This window comes from Vagococcus entomophilus (assembly GCF_003987595.1).
Lineage (GTDB): Bacteria > Bacillota > Bacilli > Lactobacillales > Vagococcaceae > Vagococcus_E > Vagococcus_E entomophilus.
This window is the reverse complement of the sequence record NZ_NGJZ01000001.1, coordinates 152,357-172,154: the sequence shown is the minus strand read 5'-3', so window position 1 is coordinate 172,154 and position 19,798 is coordinate 152,357. Positions and strand designations below refer to the sequence as shown.

Annotated in this window: 19 protein-coding genes; 5 read left to right on the top strand and 14 right to left on the bottom strand. The window is 38.4% G+C overall.

All coding sequences use genetic code 11. The features are described from left to right. Positions 1 to 127: 127 nt before the first annotated feature. Positions 128 to 811: an O-methyltransferase gene (locus tag CBF30_RS00785; protein ID WP_126821786.1), complete on the top strand. Its 684-nt coding sequence runs from the start codon at positions 128 to 130 to the stop codon at positions 809 to 811. A gap of 111 nt (positions 812 to 922) precedes the next feature. Here CBF30_RS00785 and CBF30_RS00780 read toward each other — a convergent pair whose 3' ends face one another. The 5 genes from CBF30_RS00780 to CBF30_RS00760 form a co-directional block, all read right to left on the bottom strand. After that, on the bottom strand, positions 923 to 1,531 hold the full coding sequence (locus CBF30_RS00780) for an NAD(P)H-binding protein (RefSeq protein WP_126821783.1): 609 nt from the start codon (positions 1,529 to 1,531) through the stop codon (positions 923 to 925). 45 nt (positions 1,532 to 1,576) lie between these two features. Next, a complete protein-coding gene (locus CBF30_RS00775; protein WP_126821782.1) occupies positions 1,577 to 3,826 on the bottom strand; it encodes an excinuclease ABC subunit UvrA in 2,250 nt (749 codons plus the stop codon). Between the two features lie 496 nt (positions 3,827 to 4,322). Beyond that, the gene (locus CBF30_RS00770; RefSeq protein WP_126821780.1) at positions 4,323 to 4,586 is read right to left on the bottom strand and encodes a type B 50S ribosomal protein L31; all 264 of its coding nucleotides are present in this window, start codon (positions 4,584 to 4,586) and stop codon (positions 4,323 to 4,325) included. A gap of 96 nt (positions 4,587 to 4,682) precedes the next feature. Next, entirely contained in the window at positions 4,683 to 5,978 is a 1,296-nt protein-coding gene (rho, locus tag CBF30_RS00765) for a transcription termination factor Rho (RefSeq protein ID WP_126821778.1), read from the bottom strand. Further along, positions 5,975 to 7,267 carry a UDP-N-acetylglucosamine 1-carboxyvinyltransferase gene (locus tag CBF30_RS00760; RefSeq protein WP_126821776.1) on the bottom strand — a complete coding sequence of 431 codons (1,293 nt, stop codon included), beginning with the start codon at positions 7,265 to 7,267 and terminating at the stop codon, positions 5,975 to 5,977. The genes rho and CBF30_RS00760 overlap by 4 nt, the downstream gene beginning before the upstream one ends. A gap of 178 nt (positions 7,268 to 7,445) precedes the next feature. On the opposite strand from CBF30_RS00760, the gene CBF30_RS00755 reads away from it, so the two are divergent. Next, on the top strand, positions 7,446 to 8,132 hold the full coding sequence (locus CBF30_RS00755; protein WP_126821774.1) for a metal-dependent hydrolase: 687 nt from the start codon (positions 7,446 to 7,448) through the stop codon (positions 8,130 to 8,132). 84 nt (positions 8,133 to 8,216) lie between these two features. Here CBF30_RS00755 and CBF30_RS00750 read toward each other — a convergent pair whose 3' ends face one another. The 7 genes from CBF30_RS00750 to CBF30_RS00720 form a co-directional block, all read right to left on the bottom strand. Beyond that, positions 8,217 to 9,086, bottom strand: a complete 870-nt coding sequence (locus CBF30_RS00750; protein ID WP_126821772.1) for a class II fructose-bisphosphate aldolase — start codon at positions 9,084 to 9,086, stop codon at positions 8,217 to 8,219. Positions 9,087 to 9,320: 234 nt separating this feature from the next. Beyond that, complete coding sequence (locus CBF30_RS00745) at positions 9,321 to 10,931, bottom strand: CTP synthase (protein WP_126821770.1); 1,611 nt, start codon at positions 10,929 to 10,931, stop codon at positions 9,321 to 9,323. Positions 10,932 to 11,188: 257 nt separating this feature from the next. Further along, positions 11,189 to 11,812, bottom strand: a complete 624-nt coding sequence (gene rpoE / locus CBF30_RS00740; RefSeq protein ID WP_126821768.1) for a DNA-directed RNA polymerase subunit delta — start codon at positions 11,810 to 11,812, stop codon at positions 11,189 to 11,191. A gap of 70 nt (positions 11,813 to 11,882) precedes the next feature. Next, positions 11,883 to 12,326 (bottom strand): YwiB family protein, encoded by a 444-nt coding sequence (locus CBF30_RS00735; RefSeq protein ID WP_126821766.1) that lies wholly within the window; start codon positions 12,324 to 12,326, stop codon positions 11,883 to 11,885. Further along, a complete protein-coding gene (locus CBF30_RS00730) occupies positions 12,326 to 13,282 on the bottom strand; it encodes a sugar-binding transcriptional regulator (protein ID WP_126821764.1) in 957 nt (318 codons plus the stop codon). Before CBF30_RS00730 ends, CBF30_RS00735 begins: the two co-directional genes overlap by 1 nt. Next, entirely contained in the window at positions 13,266 to 14,279 is a 1,014-nt protein-coding gene (locus CBF30_RS00725) for an alpha-ketoacid dehydrogenase subunit beta (RefSeq protein ID WP_126821762.1), read from the bottom strand. The genes CBF30_RS00730 and CBF30_RS00725 overlap by 17 nt, the downstream gene beginning before the upstream one ends. 9 nt (positions 14,280 to 14,288) lie before the next feature. Then, a complete protein-coding gene (locus CBF30_RS00720) occupies positions 14,289 to 15,275 on the bottom strand; it encodes a thiamine pyrophosphate-dependent dehydrogenase E1 component subunit alpha (RefSeq protein ID WP_126821760.1) in 987 nt (328 codons plus the stop codon). A gap of 208 nt (positions 15,276 to 15,483) precedes the next feature. Here CBF30_RS00720 and CBF30_RS00715 point away from each other — a divergent pair, with 208 nt between their 5' ends. From CBF30_RS00715 to yidA, 3 genes are read left to right on the top strand one after another with little or no spacing between them, the layout of a single operon-like run. Then, complete coding sequence (locus CBF30_RS00715; protein ID WP_126821758.1) at positions 15,484 to 16,356, top strand: lipoate--protein ligase family protein; 873 nt, start codon at positions 15,484 to 15,486, stop codon at positions 16,354 to 16,356. Continuing rightward, complete coding sequence (locus CBF30_RS00710; RefSeq protein WP_126821756.1) at positions 16,340 to 17,713, top strand: HD domain-containing protein; 1,374 nt, start codon at positions 16,340 to 16,342, stop codon at positions 17,711 to 17,713. Before CBF30_RS00715 ends, CBF30_RS00710 begins: the two co-directional genes overlap by 17 nt. Positions 17,714 to 17,728: 15 nt before the next feature. Continuing rightward, complete coding sequence (yidA, locus tag CBF30_RS00705; RefSeq protein ID WP_126821754.1) at positions 17,729 to 18,535, top strand: sugar-phosphatase; 807 nt, start codon at positions 17,729 to 17,731, stop codon at positions 18,533 to 18,535. Positions 18,536 to 18,562: 27 nt separating this feature from the next. Here the strand turns inward: yidA and CBF30_RS00700 are convergent, their stop codons facing one another. Both CBF30_RS00700 and CBF30_RS00695 read right to left on the bottom strand, forming a co-directional pair. Beyond that, positions 18,563 to 19,132: a hypothetical protein gene (locus tag CBF30_RS00700; RefSeq protein WP_126821752.1), complete on the bottom strand. Its 570-nt coding sequence runs from the start codon at positions 19,130 to 19,132 to the stop codon at positions 18,563 to 18,565. A gap of 82 nt (positions 19,133 to 19,214) precedes the next feature. Continuing rightward, the gene (locus CBF30_RS00695) at positions 19,215 to 19,658 is read right to left on the bottom strand and encodes an NUDIX hydrolase (protein WP_126823704.1); all 444 of its coding nucleotides are present in this window, start codon (positions 19,656 to 19,658) and stop codon (positions 19,215 to 19,217) included. Between the last annotated feature and the right edge of the window lie 140 nt (positions 19,659 to 19,798).

The following is a 19,798-nucleotide window of genomic DNA, read 5'->3' as shown; positions in this document are numbered from 1 at the left end:
ATTACAACAATTACATCATACCAAAAAAAGAATGGTAAGTCAATCTAATGATCCACTCTTTCAATCTTTTGATTGCACCTAATCCAAAAAGTTCGTATACTGTAATAGATGAAAAGGAGCGAATCTTGTGCAAAATGAAATGATGAGAAGGCCGATTGTGAAACAAGAAATTGTGGAATTTATGCGGTCAAAACAAAAACAATTACCAGGAAAAATTGGGGAAATCGAACGAGCTGCTAACCAAAAGGGTGTCCCAATCATTCCCCACGAAACAGTTGTTTTCTTACAGTTTTTATTAGGACAAATACAGCCTAAAAACATTTTAGAAATTGGTGCTGCAATTGGTTTTTCTTCGAGCCTAATGGCACAAACCATTGGTAATGGTGGACACGTTACCACAATTGACCGTTTCGATGTGATGATTGAAAAAGCAAAAAACACGTATAAACAGCTAGATTTAGAGCAGCAAGTGACCTTGCTCGAAGGACAAGCAGCCGATATACTCCCGACTCTAACAGAAGGCTACGATTTTATTTTTATGGATAGTGCAAAATCAAAATATATTGAATTTTTGCCTGAATGTCTACGTCTGATTAAGACCAAAGGCGTGATCATGATTGATGATGTATTCCAAGCAGGGACTATTCTGCAGCCTATTGAAGAAATCCATCGTAGTCAACGTGCCATTCACCGCAAACTTAATGAGCTGATGGACACAGTATTAACCCATCCAGATCTAACTTCTACTCTTGTACCACTTGGAGACGGTATTTTATTGATTACAAAAGAAACGGACAATGTCCAACTATGAAAATAGATTGCGTCAGAGTTGTTTAACTTTGACAAAAAAACTGGGATGATTTGTTTTTGCTATTCCTAAAAGAGTCTGAGACCTCACTTTAAAGTGAGGTCTCAGACTCTTTTAGCACAAGGCAACAATTTTTTTTGCAACTTCTTCTACTGCTTCTGCTTGGTAAGGTCGCAAAATGTTCTTTAAAAACGGAAGATACATTCCTACTTTTAGTAAATAAGCCAAATAAAGTGAGCTTTGCTTTGACTTGCCATAAAGAAGTGGTGGTCTGATGATTTTCCCCTCAAACGACTTTCCTTTAAAAAGGTGTTCTGCTTCTCTTTTTGCCAGTAAATATTTTTTGCCAATAAGCGGAATCCCGATTGCTGCAGAAACAAAGATCACGACTGAAATATTGGTTTGCTGCGCCGCATTGCTAATAATTTGGGCACTTTCTACAATCATTTTTTGATAGGTGAGGTTTTGGGATTTTTTCTCAAAGAGAATCCCTACCAAATCAATCACTACATCACAAGTACTGATTGTCTCTTTTAGCCGTTCTGCTTGAAAAATATCCAAAGCTAAAAAGTCTATCGGCATTGCTTGCGTAAAATCATTAGTTTGATTGGTTGGTTGGCCTGTTCTGGAAATTGATACAACTCGAAATCCTTCTTCTAATGCGGCTTTACACACTTCAATTCCCAGAAAGCCAGTTCCACCAATTACCGCTACTTTTTTCAATGTCTCTTCTCCTTTATTTGACCCAACTTTGAGCGAGTCTCCACTTTAGATTGAAAAGTAGGGTCTCGTAATCGTATCATCTGAGTCTAGTAACATTTGCGGCGTCCCTTCAAAAATAAGAGTTCCACCTTGGCTTCCACCTTCTGGCCCCACTTCAAGTAACCAATCTGCACGCTTCATCACACTCAGATGGTGCTCCAGTAATATCACGGTATTTCCAGCATCTACTAATCGGTTCAACAAGCGCAATAAAAAATCAATATCCGTTAAATGTAAGCCATCTGTCGGCTCATCCAAAACATAAAAAGCTCCACCTTTATGGAGTTGACTAGCCAATTTCAAGCGTTGCAATTCTCCACCAGATAGCGTTGTCAGCGATTGATTTAACTTCAAATAGCTTAATCCCACTTCGACTAAAGTTTGTAACTCATGAGCAAAACTCTCTTGTTCAAAAAACTCAAAGCTTTCTAAAACGCTCATCCCCAGCACTTCAACAATCGTCTTTCCTTTATACGTATAGTCCAACACTTCTTTTTTGTAGCGTGTCCCCTGACAAACTTCACATTCTGTAACGATATCATCCATAAAGGACATGTCCGAAACAATGACTCCTTTCCCCTTGCAATGCGGACAAGCGCCCGTTGAGTTATAACTAAATAAAGCTGCACTGACATGATTAGCTTTTGCAAATTTTTTGCGGATCTCTCCAAAAATATCTAAATAAGTCAAGGGCGTAGAACGCAAATTGATGCCAATGCTTTTTTGAGAAATTGAAACAACCTCTAGTTCTTTTTCTATTGCGGTTTGTCTAATAACTTCTCCTAATGAAGATTTCCCAGACCCTGCAACACCACAAAGAACTGACAAGACTCCCAAAGGAACGCGAGTAGCAAAACCTTTCAAATTATTAAGTGCTGCATGTTTCACGGTTAACCAATCCAGCGGACGACGTACCTCTGTTTTAATGGGAATTATTTCTCTGATAGCAGTGCTTGTCGGAGTATTACTCTTTAAAAAGTCTGCATACGATCCTGAGAATTGAACCTCTCCGCCATCCCCTCCTGCTTTTGGTCCGATATCAATAATATAGTCCGCCATTTCAATCAACTGTGGATTGTGTTCGACTAAGACCACCGTATTGCCTTTTTCTTTAAGCTTTAACAAGGCTGTTTTTATGCGATCAATATCTTTTGGATGTAGACCTGCACTTGGCTCATCTAAGACATACATCACATCATTTAAGGCATTATTGATGTATTTGGAGATTCTAATTCTTTGCGCTTCTCCTCCCGACAAACTTCCCGTTGCCCTTGATAAAGTCAAATAGCTCAAGCCAATATCTACTAGTGCATCCAGTCGATTACTGATTTCTGGTTTGATTTCTTTTGCCAGCGGAGCATCAATTTTATCTATAAAGGCTTTCAATTCTTCTAAAGGCAACTGAACCAGCTCAGCAATACTTTTTCCCGCAATTTTGCAACTGCGAACTCGGTCATTGACACGTTTTCCTAGGCAAGTATCGCAGGTCCCAACAGTGACAAACCGGTCTAGTTGCTTTTTATGCCGTTTGGCAACATCCGCATGAAGAATACTGCGTTCTATTCGAGGGACGATGCCTTCATATAAAGCAGTTTTTGGCCACTTTTCGGTTGGATTTTTTAATTTTTGCTGTGGCGCATATAAAAGCAAATTCAATTCTTCCACTGTGTAATCTTTGATTTTTTTATCTAAGTCAAATAAGCCACTGTACGCATACCGTTTCCAACGCCATGCATCATAGCCAAATGTCGGAAAATCAATCGGACTTTCATTTAAAGATTTATTAAAATCAATTAATTTATGTACATCAATCTTAGTTGTATAGCCGAGCCCATCGCACGTCGGACATTTTCCTTCTGGATGATTAAATGAGAACGTATCTGAATAGCCAATAAAAGGAGTACCCACTCTTGAAAACAGTAGACGTAAGAATGTGTATATTTCTGTGTATGTTCCTACAGTCGAACGAGAACTAGCCGATAGTTTTTTCTGCTCAATCGGAATAGCAATCGGCAAATGCTCAATCCTTTCAACGTCTGGTCGACCATATTTTGGCAACGCATGCTGAATATAACTCGAAAAAGTATCGTTAAGCTCTCTTCTTGATTCTGCTACAAGCGTATCAAAAACGAGCGAAGATTTTCCCGAGCCTGAAACCCCGGTTACAACTGTTACTTGATGTTTGGGAATTTTGGTCGATACCTGTTTCAAATTGTTTTGCGAAGCATTGTAAATGTTGATCCATTCATTATTCATCCATACGTCCCCCTCATTTTATGCTGATACTTTTATTCTACTCTAAAGTAATTCACTATTCAAAAGTCACACTTCACCAGGTAAAAAAACTACCATAAACAGGAGTAACCTAGTCAAGTAAATAGAAATTTCCCTGCATTTTTTTACTGGTGACGCTCCCGTTTATTTGTAAGCCTTCTTACCTTTTAAAAGATAAAGTCGTTCAACAAAAAAAGACCCTCTCTATGAGATAGTCTATAAACCACTGATTGATCACTATTTTTCTTATTCCGCAGCGTTGGCGTCTTTAAGACCGTATTGTATGTTGCTTTATATTCTAGTTACATCTAGCCTGATACGAACCGCTTAAACTCAACATTTTAGCTTAAAAACTTGGTGCTTTTTAGCAAGAATTGTTTGAAAATGCCAAAAGCGTGGTCAAAACAAACAAAAAGGCTTCTCTTTTTCAAGAGAAACCTTAGAAACACTGATATAAAAGCGTTGATGTGCTGTGCTTTTATTCCGCAGCGTTGGCGTCTTTGAGACCGTATTTTTTGTTGAAACGATCCACACGTCCGTCTGCTTGTGTAAATTTTTGACGTCCTGTATAGAATGGATGAGAGTCAGAAGTAACCTCTACACGGATAACAGGGTAAGTGTTTCCGTCTTCCCATTCAACTGTTTCTTGAGAAGATTTAGTTGAACCTGACAAGAACTTAAAGCCTGTAGTAGAATCCATGAATACAACAGGTTGGTAATTTGGATGGATGTTTTCTTTCATCTTTTTTCTCTCCTTTGCCCTGAAACATCTGCTGATTCAGAGTTATTTTCAGTTAAACAACATTCATATAGTACCATGTTTAATTTGAAATAGCAATTATCTTTTTGATTTTTTTTGGCCATTTGCTTTGCCAAAATTTACTTCTTGAAATTCGCTAAGAAAAAGTTGATTGCTTTTAGTCTTTTTTAAGAAGCGTAAGAATTGCTCGGTGTACTCAATCGAGTCGCCTCGCAGGTGATTGCGGATTTTAAACGTTTCATCTAATTGCGTTTTATCTAGTAATAACTCTTCTTTACGCGTGCCTGATTTCTTGATATCAATGGCTGGGAAGATTCGTCTTTCAGCAAGCTCTCTTGATAAATGGAGTTCCATGTTTCCCGTCCCCTTAAACTCTTCGTAAATCACGTCATCCATCCGACTACCGGTATCCACTAAAGCAGTTGCCAAAATCGTTAAACTTCCCCCTTCTTCAATGTTACGTGCCGCGCCAAAAAATCGTTTAGGCTTATAAAAAGCAGCGGGATCAATCCCTCCACTTAGTGTTCTGCCGCTTGGTGGAATCACTAAATTGTATGCACGTGCCAAACGAGTAATGCTATCCATCAAAATCACAACGTCCCGTTTGTCTTCTACTAAACGCATCGCGCGTTCTAAGACAAGCTCACATACGCGTGTATGGTTTTCAGGTTGCTGATCAAAGGTCGAGGATACAACATCTCCTTTGACGCTTCTTTCGATATCTGTAACTTCTTCTGGACGCTCATCAATCAATAGCATGATTAACTCTACCTCCGGATGATTTTGTGTGATACCATTTGCAATTTCCTTTAAAATACTGGTTTTACCAGCCTTTGGTGGAGCAACAACTAGTCCACGTTGGCCAAATCCAACTGGAGAGAGCAAATCAATCGTTCTGGTAGAAAGTCGTCCTGACGTTGTTTCTAGAACTAACTGTTTCTCTGGATAGAGTGGTGTCAAAGCAGGGAAATGAGGGCGTTCTTTGGCTTCTTCTGGATTTTTTCCATTTACACTTTCTACATGCATCAATCCGTAAAAGCGCTCCGATTCTTTTGGTGGTCGAGCTTTTCCAGTAACCTTGTCCCCTTTTCGAAGGCTAAAACGTCTAATTTGCGAAGCAGAAATATAGATGTCTTCTTGACTGGAAGTATAGTTAATCGGACGCAAAAAACCATAGCCATCTTGAGAAACGATATCTAATATTCCTTCCATTAAGAAAAAGCCTTGCTTTTCAGCTTGTGCTCGGATTACAGCAAGTGAAAGTTCTTTTTTATTCATTTGACTGTAGTAAGGGATTTTGAAATCTTTCGCAAAAGAATAAATTTCTTTTAGCGTTTTGTTCTCTAATTCTCCCATTGTTAAGTAATCACTCATGCTTTCTCTCCTAGTTCTGCTGAATCAGGCAAGTCAAGCATTTCAATATCCGCACCCAATCCAGATAGTTTTTCAATAATATGGTCGTATCCTCTAAGAATATATTCGACATTTAAAATCGTTGTTTCTCCTTCTGCAAGAAGACCTGCTATAACCAAACAAGCTCCAGCACGTAAGTCACTGGCTTCAACTGTGGCTCCTTTTAGCTGTGCTATCCCTTCTAGAATAATCATATTCCCTTCTACTTTTGCTTTTGCACCCATTCTAACGAGCTCTGGAATATGGTTAATACGCTTTTGATAGATCGTATCTTCAATAAAACTTTCTCCTCCAGCTAAAAGTAATAACGGGGTAATCGGTTGTTGTAAGTCCGTGGCAAATCCAGGATAAGGATAGGTTCTAACACTGATAGGGTGTAAGGGTTCGCTCACGGGTAAAACCTGAATACTGTCCTCTTTAACCGTCATCTTGACACCCATCTCTTGCATTTTAGCTAAAAAACTTTCTAAATGCTCATAGATAACATTATTCACCGTAATACCACCACCAACTGCTGCTGCCAGTGCAAGATAAGTCCCTGCTTCAATTCTATCTGGAATAATGGTATGTCTACATCCATGTAAGGTTTCGACTCCTTCTACACGAATTTCATTTGTACCTGCTCCTTTAATGCTAGCCCCCATATTATTTAATAGCGTCGCAACATCTATAATTTCTGGTTCTTTTGCCGCATTTTCTATAATGGTTTTGCCTTTCGCTTTTACAGCAGCTAACAACACATTAATCGTCGCACCAACAGACACAACATCCATATAAATTCTATTGCCTGTTAGCCCTTCTTCTTCTGTTCTTAAATAAGTGGCACCATGTTCAGTTGTGACATGTGCTCCTAACGCTTCAAAACCCTTTATATGTAAATCAATGGGACGTGGTCCTAAGTAACACCCTCCTGGCAGTCCTACTACTCCTGAACCAAATTTTCCTAAAAGTGCTCCCATAAAATAATAAGAAGCTCGTAAACTATTGATTTTCCCAGAAGGCATCGGAATTGAAACCATCTCACTTGGGTCAATGACCAAACGATTCGAATCAAAAGATGCTTTCACACCCATAATTTCAAGAATTTCAATTAGAGCATGGACATCTTGAATATCTGGTACACCATCTAAATAAACAGGTGAGTCTGCTAATATTGCTGCAGGAATTAACGCAACCGCACTATTTTTGGCTCCACTAACTGTCACAGTGCCAGAAAGAGGCTTCCCACCTCTAATTTTTATTTGTTTCATATTTATTCGCTCACTTTATCTTCGATTTTGTTACATGACTTTCTTATTTTATCATAAAAAGATAGTAGAAAGAAGTTTCTAACTTGTAACTTACAGATTGATAAAAAAATTTAGAATTTCTTGTACTTTTTCATTCGCATATTGTATGATGTTAGTAAAAAAATTTGGAGGTAGAAAAATGAATATTACTTTTTTAGGGCATGCCTGTTTGCTCGTCAAAACGCAAGAGCATGCTGTGATTATTGATCCTTTCTTAAGTGGTAACCCACTGTGTTCTATTGATCCTAAAGCAATCAAGGTCGATGCCATTCTCATTACACATGGCCATCTGGATCATATTGGAGATAGTATTCAAATTGCCAAACAGAATAACTGTCCGATTATTTGCAATCCTGAATTAACCCATTATTTTGAAAAACATCAAGTAGCAGCCATTCCTGTTGGCATTGGTGGAAAAAGACAATTTGATTTTGGAGAGGTCAAACTCGTCCAAGCCTTTCATGGATCTGGGATTGAAGAAAATGGCGTCCTCTTAAATACGGGGTCACCTGCTGGCATTTTACTTACTATGAACAATAAAACACTTTATCACGCCGGAGACACAGGATTGTTTGGCGATATGAGGATGATTGGGGAATTACATGCAATCGATGTTTGTGCGCTGCCTATCGGAGACTGCTTTACGATGGGGATTGACGATGCCATCGTCGCTGCAAAATGGATACAAGCAAACAAATATCTCCCTCTTCACTACAATACCTTTGAAGCAATCCAACAAGATCCACATATCTGGCAACAAAAAATGATCCATGAACGGTTAGATGGGATCATACTTCCAATCGGTGAAACGCTCGCTTTATCCTAAAAAAACATCCAGCTATCGGTCTAATAGACCTACAGCTGGATGTTTTTTGGACTAAGTCCGACATTCATGTTTTAAAAAGCAGAATTATGCTTTTCCTTTCGAACCAAACCATTCGATTCTGTCGATTACAAGTTTTGTAACCGCATCAGTTCCTGGTGCTAATAATTTACGAGGGTCAAATCCTTTACCTTGTAAATCTTTTCCTTCTTCAATGTATTTGCGAGTTGCAGCAGCAAACACTTCTTGACATTCAGTATTAACATTGATTTTTGATACGCCTAAAGAAATTGCTTTTTGTACTTGATCTAAAGGAATACCAGATCCTCCATGTAATACTAATGGTAAATGTCCACCAGTGATATCTGCAATACTTGAAAGAGTTTCAAAGCTTAGTCCAGTCCAGTTTTCTGGGTAAGAACCGTGGATATTTCCGATACCAGCTGCTAAGAAGTCAATTCCTAAGTCAGCAATTTTTTTACATTCAGCAGGATCAGCTAATTCACCAGAACCGATGATTCCGTCTTCTTCTCCACCGATGCTTCCAACTTCACATTCAACAGAAACGCCTTTAGCGTGTGCTTTAGCAACAACATCTTTAGCTTTTTCCATGTTTTCATCAAATGGTAAATGAGAACCATCAAACATTACTGAAGTGTAGCCTAATTCGATACATTTTAAAGCATCTTCGTATTCACCATGGTCTAAGTGAAGAGCTACAGGAACTGTAATATTCATTGAATCCATCAAATCTTTCACTAAGTCAAGACATACTTGGTATCCACCCATGTATTTTGCTGCACCCATTGAAGTTTGAATAATAACTGGAGATTTAGATTCTTCTGCACCTTTAAGAATAGCTTTTGTCCATTCTAAGTTGTTTGTGTTAAAAGCTCCAACTGCATATTTTCCTTCACGAGCTTTTTTTAACATTTCTGCTGCTGATACTAATGGCATAATAAAATTCCTCCTATTGGAAATCTAATTTTGTTAAGTTTCGCTTAACGAACATCCTTATTTTAGCAAACTTTGCCCAACATTTCTACCATTATTCAGAATTGTTCCAGTTTTTTTTCATTACATTTCCATGAAAACTTTATAAAGCCTACCCTGTCTGGTTTTTAATTAAAAAAAGCCTAGGGCGAGAGAAGCATAATCTCACCCTAAGACTCTAATTATTTTATTTATCAGTTATTTTTTCTCTACAAATTCCGCAGCTGCACCTACAAAGGATTTAAATAATTTTTGTGGGCGAGTTGGACGAGAGATTAATTCTGGATGGAACTGACAAGCAACAAAGAATTTATGGTCTGTTAATTCTACAATTTCAACCAAGCGATTATCTGGAGAAGTACCAGAAAACACTAAGCCATGTTCTTCAAGAATTTCGCGATAATCGTTGTTGAATTCATAACGATGACGATGACGTTCTTGCACAACATCTGTGTTTTCGTAAGCTTTTGCCGCGGTAGTCCCCGCTTTTAACTTACATGGATAAAGACCTAAACGTAAGGTTCCTCCCATATTTTCGATATTCTCTTGATCGGCCATTAAATCAATGATATTGTGTGCTACTTTGGGATTGGTTTCAGCCGATCCAGCACCCTCAAGATGCGCCACATTTCTTGCAAATTCAACACAAGCAAGCTGCATCCCTAGACAAATTCCTAAAAAGGGGATGTCCTGTTCGCGCGCATAACGAATCGCTTCAATCTTCCCTTCCAGGCCTCGGTCACCAAAGCCACCCGGAACAAGAATTCCATCTGCCTCTTTGAGTTTTTCAGTTACATTTTCAGCAGTAACTTCCTCTGAATTAATCCAATCGATTGCAATATCTGAATCATAGACAAAACCAGCATGCTTCAAGGCCTCTACTACGGAAAGATAGGCATCCGGAAGTTCAACATATTTTCCGACTAAGGCAATACGTGTTTTTTTCTTCAAGTTCAAGACTTTTTCTTCCAAGGCAATCCATTCTGACATATCTGCTTTTGGTACATCTAGTTTCAAATGATCACAAACAATCTGATCCATATTTTGTGCTTGTAGTGCTAATGGAATAGAATACAACGTTTCTACATCTCTAGACTCAATAACCGCTTCTGCTGATACATCACAAAATAACGCCAATTTATTTTTCGTACTTTGAGAGACAGGTTGTTCTGTACGAACGACTAAAATATTCGGTTGAATCCCTAAACTACGTAGTTCTTTTACACTGTGCTGAGTCGGTTTCGTTTTCATTTCTCCAGCAGCTTTTAAATAAGGAATGAGCGTTGTATGAATATACATCACATTGTCCGAGCCAACATCTGATTTCATTTGACGCAGTGCCTCTAAAAACGGTAATGACTCAATGTCTCCAACTGTTCCCCCAACCTCTGTGATCACAATATCCGCATCCGTTGTTGTTGCTGCACGCATGATCTTATCTTTTAGCTCATTGGTAATATGCGGGATAACTTGGACCGTTGCACCCAAGTATTCGCCTTTTCTTTCTTTACGAAGGACTTCTGAGTATACTTTCCCTGTGGTTACATTTGAATATTGATTTAAGTTGATATCAATGAATCGTTCGTAATGGCCTAAATCCAAATCAGTTTCTGCACCATCATCTGTAACAAATACTTCCCCATGTTGATAGGGACTCATTGTACCTGGATCAACGTTGATATAAGGATCAAACTTTTGGATTGTCACCTTTAAGCCTCTATTTTTAAGCAATCTTCCTAAAGATGCTGCGACAATTCCTTTCCCAATCGAAGATACAACCCCGCCTGTTACAAAAATATATTTGGTCATATTCTCAAAAACTCCTTCTTTTTTTATAGTAGGGTACTGAATCAAAAAAATAAAATACTCCCTATTCATCAAAAATGTGAATAGGGAGCATTCAAAATCCTGTACATCTGACCTTCTAAAAGGTGCCCAATTAAGATAATACAAGCAAATGTCTATTCGGTCAAGTAAAAATTTGGAGTTTATAAAAAGTTCGTCCATTTTAATAAAAAAAGGCAGTAACACTTGTCTAAGAGTTACCGTCTTTTCGTTTAAACTTATTACTTAGGATCTCCATCACCATAGTCATCTTCATCACTATCGATGTCTTCGTCATCAATAATGGTTAAGTCTTCTTCTACTCCATCTGGCACGACTTCTTCATCGTCACCAATATCATCTGCCCCAATTTCAGATAGGTCTGTATTATACTCTGAGATTTTTTCGTCATCTTCATCCTCATCATCTAAATACAAGCTATCATCTTCTTCGTCATCAGATAAATCTGTATCTTCAGGATCATCATCATTATAATCAATCGCATCTTCGTCATTCATATCTAAGAAGGCATTTACTTTTTTACGTTTTTTACGACGTGGCATATCTTCATCTTCGTCGTCTCCAGCATGTGTTACTTCTTCGTCAATAGAATCAATTGGGTACCATGAACGTAGGCCCCAGCGATTATCTCCTAGAGAAATAAAGCTGCCATCGATATTTAGGTCCGTATAAAATTGTGGCAAACTTTCACGGATAACGCTATCCGCTTTTCCTAAGTAGTTTTGGATTTGATTGACTAAATCAGAAAAATCCATTATATCTCCACGTTCTTCAAGAATCGCATGAGCCACTTCAATCAGTGATAATTCTGATTTGTCAATACCCTCAAATGCTTTTATGTTCAAATCGCACACGTCCTTTCACAGTCTACTCCTTATCATACAATATTTATAGTCCAAATTGCAATTTAATTTTTTATTTTTTTTGATCTTTTTCTTTTTCAAATTCAAGATATAGCTGATAGTCGCCAAGCACTTCTCCATTAGCCTGTAATTGATAATGAACTTCTATCTGACCCGTTACTTCTTCTTTAATTTCACAAAAAAGCTGCTGTGTATGAATAGATAAAGGAACATTTCCGTAAGGTGTTTGGTAGTGTGTAAGATGTGTTTGTTCTTTTTCAAAAGTTAGTTTCGTTCGTGTTTCACCTGCTCTAAGCAAATGGACTGCTCCAGTATCTGTTACCTTAAGAGTCACTTTAATCTTCGCTGACTCTTGATAACGAATATACGTCTGACCACTTTTTTGGAAAAGTTGTCCCACGATATTGTAAGGAAATTCCTCCGTTTGGTCGCCTTGTGTAATGGTCGTTCGCATTTTGATCTGTATTGGAACTCCTTGATTTTCTATCGTTGCCATTATTGTCCTTCTTCCCAAATTTTTTCAGCTAATTGTTGGTCTACAATTAGCGTATTTGCCCGATTGGCTTTTACTAAAGCTAAAATGCTCTTTGCTTTCTCTTGCCCTGCAGCTATAATCATCACTTCTTTAATTTCAGTTAACTCTTCTACTTTAACCCCAATCATTCTTTTGGTTAAATCGCATTGAATGGTCTTGCCCTGAGCATCAAATAAGGAACCCACAGCATCGCCTACCACGTGTTCCATTTCCCCTATACTCTTAAACTCTTCTTCCCCGATATAGCCTAGGTTTTCCCAAGTAGATGCAACTTGTGGATTTCCTACACCAATGACTGCCAAATCAACACTTTTAGCACCTTTCAGTGTTGTTTGTACTATTTTTGTTCCATTTAACATTTCTGCAAACGCTAAATTTTCGGCTAGTGCTGGTGCATAAAAATAACGGCAATGGGCGGAAAGTTTTTCTGCTAGACAGAACACTAAGTGATTTGTATCAAAATAAACATGTTCGCTCGAGATTCCTCCAACGAGTGGTTGGATTTTTAAATCGGGCCAAGAACCAAAAGGAATACATTCGACCATATCCGCAAGTGTAGTCCCCCACGAGAGACCGATGGTTTGAATCGTTGCAAGGTGGCTTGCGATATAGTTGGCTCCAGCCTTGGCAACAGTTTGTCTAATTTTTATCGTTTCTTGTCCCATCGAACTCGGTAGGACGATGACTTCTTTTAATTGATATTTTTTTTGGATGTTCAACGCCAGACCAACAGTATAGGCTTGTGTATCATTAAGCTGAATGGAGACAATTTTTTCTTCTTTTGCTTGTTGTAACAATTTTGCTATGACAGGTCTTGAAACGCCGAACTCTTTGGCGATTTTTGCCTGTGTATATCCGTGCTCATAGTAAAGCGTTGCAATCTTAACTAATTTACGTTGTTCATCTTGGCTTCTCAATCGTTTGCTCCTTATCATTTTTAAAAAGCATATGGCTGATTTTTGCTTCTATCTCTTGGACTTTAGGGACTGCTAGGCTTTCTAAGTTTTTGGCGCAAGGTATAGGTACTTCTTTGCCACCAAGTCGTTCGATTGGCTGCTTTAATTCGTAAAATACGTCAGACTCTGCAATGACCGCCGAAAGTTCAGAGGCAAAACTACTACGCAAAACTGCTTCTGTCACAAGCAATACACGTTTTGTTTTTTTAACCGATTGCAGAATGCTTTTTTTGTCTAGTGGAAAAAGTGTTCGAGGATCCACTACCTCTACCGAAACTCCTTGATTTGCTAATTTTTCTGCCGCTTCAAGGGCTCGGATAACCATTATACCCGTTGCTACTACAGTTATATCTTCCCCACTTCGCTTAATATCTGCTTGCCCAATTGGTACTGTGTAACGTCCTTCTGGCACTTCAGCCTCCAAAGGATAGCATAATTTGTGTTCATAAATCACAACTGGATTATTATCCGAAATAGCAGCATGCAAAAGCCCTTTAGCATCATAAGCAGTTGCTGGTTGAATAACTTTTAGTCCTGGAATATGTGCTAACCAATTTTCTAGGCTTTGTGAATGTTGCGCACCCGCACCTGTCCCTGAACCACCTGGCGTACGAACAACAAGAGGGACTTGAAATTGGCCATTGGACATATAGTGAATTTTGGCGGCTTGGTTAACCAGTTGATCCATCGCAATGGTGATAAAATCTGAAAATTGCAATTCAACAACTGGCTTCATCCCTGTCATACTTGCGCCAACCGCTAACCCTACAATCGCACTTTCTGAAATAGGAGTAGAGCGAACTCTTTCTGCCCCGTATTTTTCTTCCAAACCTTTCGTTGCACCAAATCCTCCTCCATAAATACCAATATCTTCTCCCATCAAAAAAACACGCTTATCTTGTCCAAGCGCCTCATCAAGTGCCTCGTTAACTGCTTCTAAATAGGTTAAGCGTCTCAATTTTCCACCTCATTTCGCATAGATGTTTGCAAGCAACTCTTGGTCTGATGGAAGAGAATCTCCTTCGACCTCTTGCACTAATTGCCAGATTTTTTCTCTAATTATTTGTTTTTCTTCGAATATATCCATTTTATTCATTATTTTACTTTCGATAAAGTTAGCTTCCACTCTTCTTATGGGATCATACGCTTGTTGCCTGCCCTCTTCTTCTTTTGAACGATACAAACACGAGTCAGACTTAGAGTGTCCCCTATAACGGTAGGTTTTGGCTTCAACCAAAAAGGGGCCTTCACCGTGTCTCATCCGCTGTACCAAGCGCTTCGATAGCTGCTCCACACTCATGAGGTCATTGCCATCAATCGAAAAGCTTTCTACGCCGTAACTGCTCCCTCTTTGCGCGATGGAATCAAGTCGTGTCATCTTTTTAAAGGCAGAGCTCATTCCATATTGATTATTTTCAATAAAGAACGTAATGGGCAATTGCCAGATTGAAGCAAGGTTCATTGCTTCATGGAAGCTCCCTTCATTCGTTGCACCCTCACCAGCAAAACAAAAAACCACTTGTTTCTTATTTTGCATTTTCATCGATAAGGCTGCGCCAGCTGCAATCGGAAAGTTGCCTCCAACTACACCGTTAGAGCCTAAATGATGGTTTTTCGCATCTGATATATGCATACTCCCCCCTTTGCCGCCATTAATCCCGGTCGATTTACCCAAAATTTCAGCAAACATCGCTCGCATACTTGTCCCTTTTGCCAAAGAATGCCCATGATTGCGATGGGTAGAAGCAATCCAGTCCTCTTGACTCAGACATGCGATGCTACCAACAGCTGCCGCTTCTTGACCTATGCACAGATGGAACGTTCCGTGAATTTTGTTCTTGGCATACAGTTGTTCAAGTGTTTCTTCAAATATTCGAATTTCCCACATTTTCCTCAATAATTTTTTAAAATGGTTTGGATGTTGCTCCATTTTCTCGATTGTTTTATTTTTCATAGAAAGCCGCCTTTACATTTGTTCCAGAACCAATCATATGTAAATAGTTTAAATTTTTTTACCAAAAGAAGCAAGCGAAAAAAGTTTTGTTTTTCAACCGTTAAACTACCACAGAAAGAAAAAAATCGTATATAATAAGAAAGGAAAGCACTTTTATGATACAAAACACTGTACAAACAAACTTTTTAGACAGATAAAGGAGATTCTTATGTTCTCTTACTTGCTCCAATATAAAGGAAAAGAAGTTTTGCTTTTTGAAGAAAAAGAAGACGCCCCTTCAAATCAGCAATTCCCTTTTATTTTTACAGATCTCTTAACTGAATACGCTGGAAACAAACAGCAACTCATTCTCCATTTTTGGTCATTGCCAAATACGATTATTTTAGGCATGAAAGATACTCGGTTAAATCAACTAGACAAAGGCGTTGCTCAACTAATTGCAGGTGACTATCAAATTGTGCTTAGAAACTCTGGTGGTTTAGCTGTAGTAGCAGATTCTGGTGTGCTAAATCTTTCGTTGATTCTCCCCATCACAAAAGAAAAAGCGCTCTCCATAGATGATGCCTATCTCTTGATGGCCAATTGGATTCGTCAAACATTTGAAACAGAAACTAAAAAAATTGAAGCATTTGAAATTAAAGATTCCTATTGTCCTGGCACCTTTGATCTAAGTATTCATGGCAAAAAATTTGCAGGAATCTCCCAGCGCCGCGTCAAAGGGGGCCTTGCTGTGATGATTTATTTAAGTGTTAATGGTGATCAAGGCAAACGGGGTCAAGCGATTCGTAATTTCTATACGATTAGTGGTGCCGATTCAAACTACCCTCGTGTAAACCCTAACTCTTTGGCAACACTAGCGGATTTACTTGAGGAAAATTTGACTGTGACGCAAGTAAAAACAAAATTACTCGCGAGTTTGACTAGGCAATTCCAGCTATCTGTTGACCCACAAACTTTGGTCCAAATTCAAAAGACAACAGATTGGCAACAGCAATTTTCCAAGCAACGACAAAAAATGGCACAAAGAAATGAGTGTATCGCCAAAATAAAGGAGGCACTTGCCGATGACAGTTCCCTATAAGTATCAACATTTGCCGATTGAGAAAGTCTTTCGCGATCCGGTCCATAATTATATTCACGTGCAGCATCAAGTGATTCTGGATCTCATCAATTCAAAAGAATTTCAACGTCTGCGTCGAATCAAGCAACTCGGGACAACTTCGTTCACTTTTCATGGGGGCGAACATAGTCGTTTTTCTCACTCACTTGGCGTTTACGAAATTGCTCGCCGAATTTGTGATATCTTTGTCCGCAATTTTTCTAAAAGTTGGGACAAAGAAAATGGCTGGGATGATCAAGAACGGCTTGTAACATTGTGTGCTGCACTGCTACACGATTTAGGCCATGGAGCATACTCTCACACATTTGAACATATTTTTCATACCAATCACGAAGAAATCACTGTAAATATTATCACTTCTCCTGAGACCGAAATCTACCAAATATTAAATCAAGTAGAAGCAGGATTTCCTGACAAAGTTGCTAGTGTCATAACGAAAACCTATCCCAATCAGCAAGTAGTTCAGATGATTTCTAGTCAAATTGATGCAGATCGCATGGACTATTTACTACGAGATGCGTATTATACCGGAACAGAATATGGAACGTTTGATTTGACTAGAATTTTGCGTGTCATTCGACCTTATGCCAAAGGACTAACTTATCAAATTAATGGCATGCATGCAGTCGAGGACTATATTGTGAGTCGCTACCAAATGTATATGCAAGTCTACTTTCATCCTGTTTCAAGAGGAATGGAAATGATTTTGTCGCACTTACTAAAACGTGGGAAAAAATGTTATCAAAAAGACCCAAAAACTTTTGAACACCATTCTCCACTATTGATCCCGTTTTTTAACGACACTTACACATTAGAAGACTATTTAAAGCTAGATGATGGTACACTTAATACTTATTTTATGTCCTGGACAGAACTTGCTGATCCAATACTAAGTGACCTGGCCAAAAGATTTCTAAACAGAAAGCCACTAAAATCTGTGACGCTTTCCAAAGAAAAAGATCAAGCATCCATTGAAAACATGAAAAGCTTAATCGAAAAAGTTGGCTATGATCCAAGTTATTATACTGGCTTTAATTCTAGTTATGATTTGCCTTATGATTTTTATCGACCAAATCAAAATAGCCATAGAACTCAGATAGAGCTAGTTGAAAAAGATGGAAAGCTCACAGAATTGTCCAAAATCAGTGCCCTTGTTGCGGCGCTTGCAGGACAAACGCATGGAGATGAGCGTTTTTATTTCCCAAAAGAAATGTTGAGTCCTATCACAAAGGGGAACACTTCACTATTTGATCCTGCTTATGCAGAATTCCAGCAATATATTCATAATAATGCTGTGACTTCTCCAAATAAAAAATAACAAAGGGGTAATAACATGACAGTCAAATTAATTGCGATTGATATCGACGGTACACTGCTTAACTCTAATCATCAAGTAACACCTGCTGTAAAAGAAGCCCTACAAACAAAACGAAATGAAGGTTGCAAAATTGTGCTTTGTACGGGACGTCCTTTAATTGGGATTTTGCCACTCGTAAAAGAACTCGGACTAGACTCAACAGATGATTTTGCCATCACTTACAATGGATCTTTAGTCCAAAATAATGCCACTGGCAACACTGTTGTACAGCATACTTTGACATACCAAGATTTTATGGATGTCGAATACTTGAGTAGAAAATTAAATGTTCATTTGCATACACAAGACCGAAAAGCCATGTATACAAGCAATCGTGATATCAGTAAATATACGATTGTCGAAGGATACTTAACCGGAATTCCTTTAAAATACCGCGCAGTGGACGAAATGGATAAAGAAATGACCATTAGCAAGATGATGATGATTGATGAGCCTGATATTTTAGATACGGCGATCAAAAGTATCCCTAAAGAATTCGCTACAAGATTTAACTTGGTGAAAAGCTCACCTTATTATTTGGAAATTTTAAATAAAGAGGCCAGTAAAGGCAACGCCTTACGTGATCTAGCAAACTATCTAGGGATCAAACAAGAAGAAACCATGGCCATCGGCGATAATGAAAATGATCTTTCCATGCTCGAATACGCAGGAATCAGTGTTGCAATGGAAAATGGCACTGAGAACGTTAAAAAAACCGCTCTTCATCTCACAAAATCCAATGATGACGATGGTGTAGCTTACGCAATCAACACTTGGGCATAAAAAAAACTTAGGACAAGTTAGGTACGATCAACTTGTCTTAAGCTTTTTATTTTTTTTTCTGATCAATGCCGCATGAAATTTTTTATCTTTTCTCCTCAGTAAGCGTGTATAAGTAAAACTTGAAATACCTGATAAAGCCCAAACATACCAAGAACCTTCTACACTAAATATCGTAAAACCAAACAAATCTTTCTTGATTTCGACAAACAATTCTTCTTTGATTGCCTCAAAAGATAAACCGCCCTCAACAATGAAATGGAAGCAAATTCCAAGGATAAAAACCGCAATCCATCCAATGATATAAGCTAAATTATTTTTTACTAGCACTTTAGGTCTTCCGTACTTGTCTTCCACATTCGAGTCTTTAATTTCAACTTGTCTCGTTTGATACCATCCAATCAAAACTGCTAGAGGGGCAAGAAACACTAATAATAGCAGATTTTTCACCGTCCAAGACATGGTTGTTAAAAACATAATGAGCGAATAAGTGGGAACCACCACAAGAGTAAAACGATTAGGTTTTTCAAACTTGAAGGCTTTCGATGAGATAAAGGCGACACCCCATACTAGTAATGCGCTATAGAATAATCCATTCATAAAACATTTTCCTTACTTTTCATACATTTTTTTATTTTCATAATAAACTTTTCAGATCCTTTACTTTTTTCATGCCTTCTCACTATAGTATTTTTTCCCATTTTTCAACGGCCCACCTATGACTTCCTCGCTTGAGTTTATTTTTTCCTATCTCAAGAGGAAACCATTCCAAACGATTGACCGTTTCCAGTGGGGCACATTTTTTTTCCCATGTGTGCGCTTGATAAAAAAAACCAGGATTGTGAAAAGCTTTTTGTCTATGATTGGAATAAAAATATTCATCTGCCCTTCCTAAAAATCCCCCTATTTCAACAGTGGCGCCCAATTCTTCCATTACCTCTCGATGTATCGCTTCCTCTTTGCTTTCATTTGCTTCAATTTCGCCACCAGGTAAAAAATAAGCACCGTTTGGGGCTTGGACTAACAATAATTTCGATTGATCTTGATTGGCGATAATGATGTACGCTGCCAAGCGTAAATGATATTCTTTTGTCGGATCTTTTGTTCCAAAAGTTGGGATTTCCATATTTGTCACCCTACCATCTCTCGTTTTTTATTATTGTACCCGACTACAAATCAGACGGCAAGGATTTCTCTCTCTTTTCACAAAGCTCTATCCCCTATTAAACTATTTTTTAGGAATTCTTTAAATTATTTTTCATATAT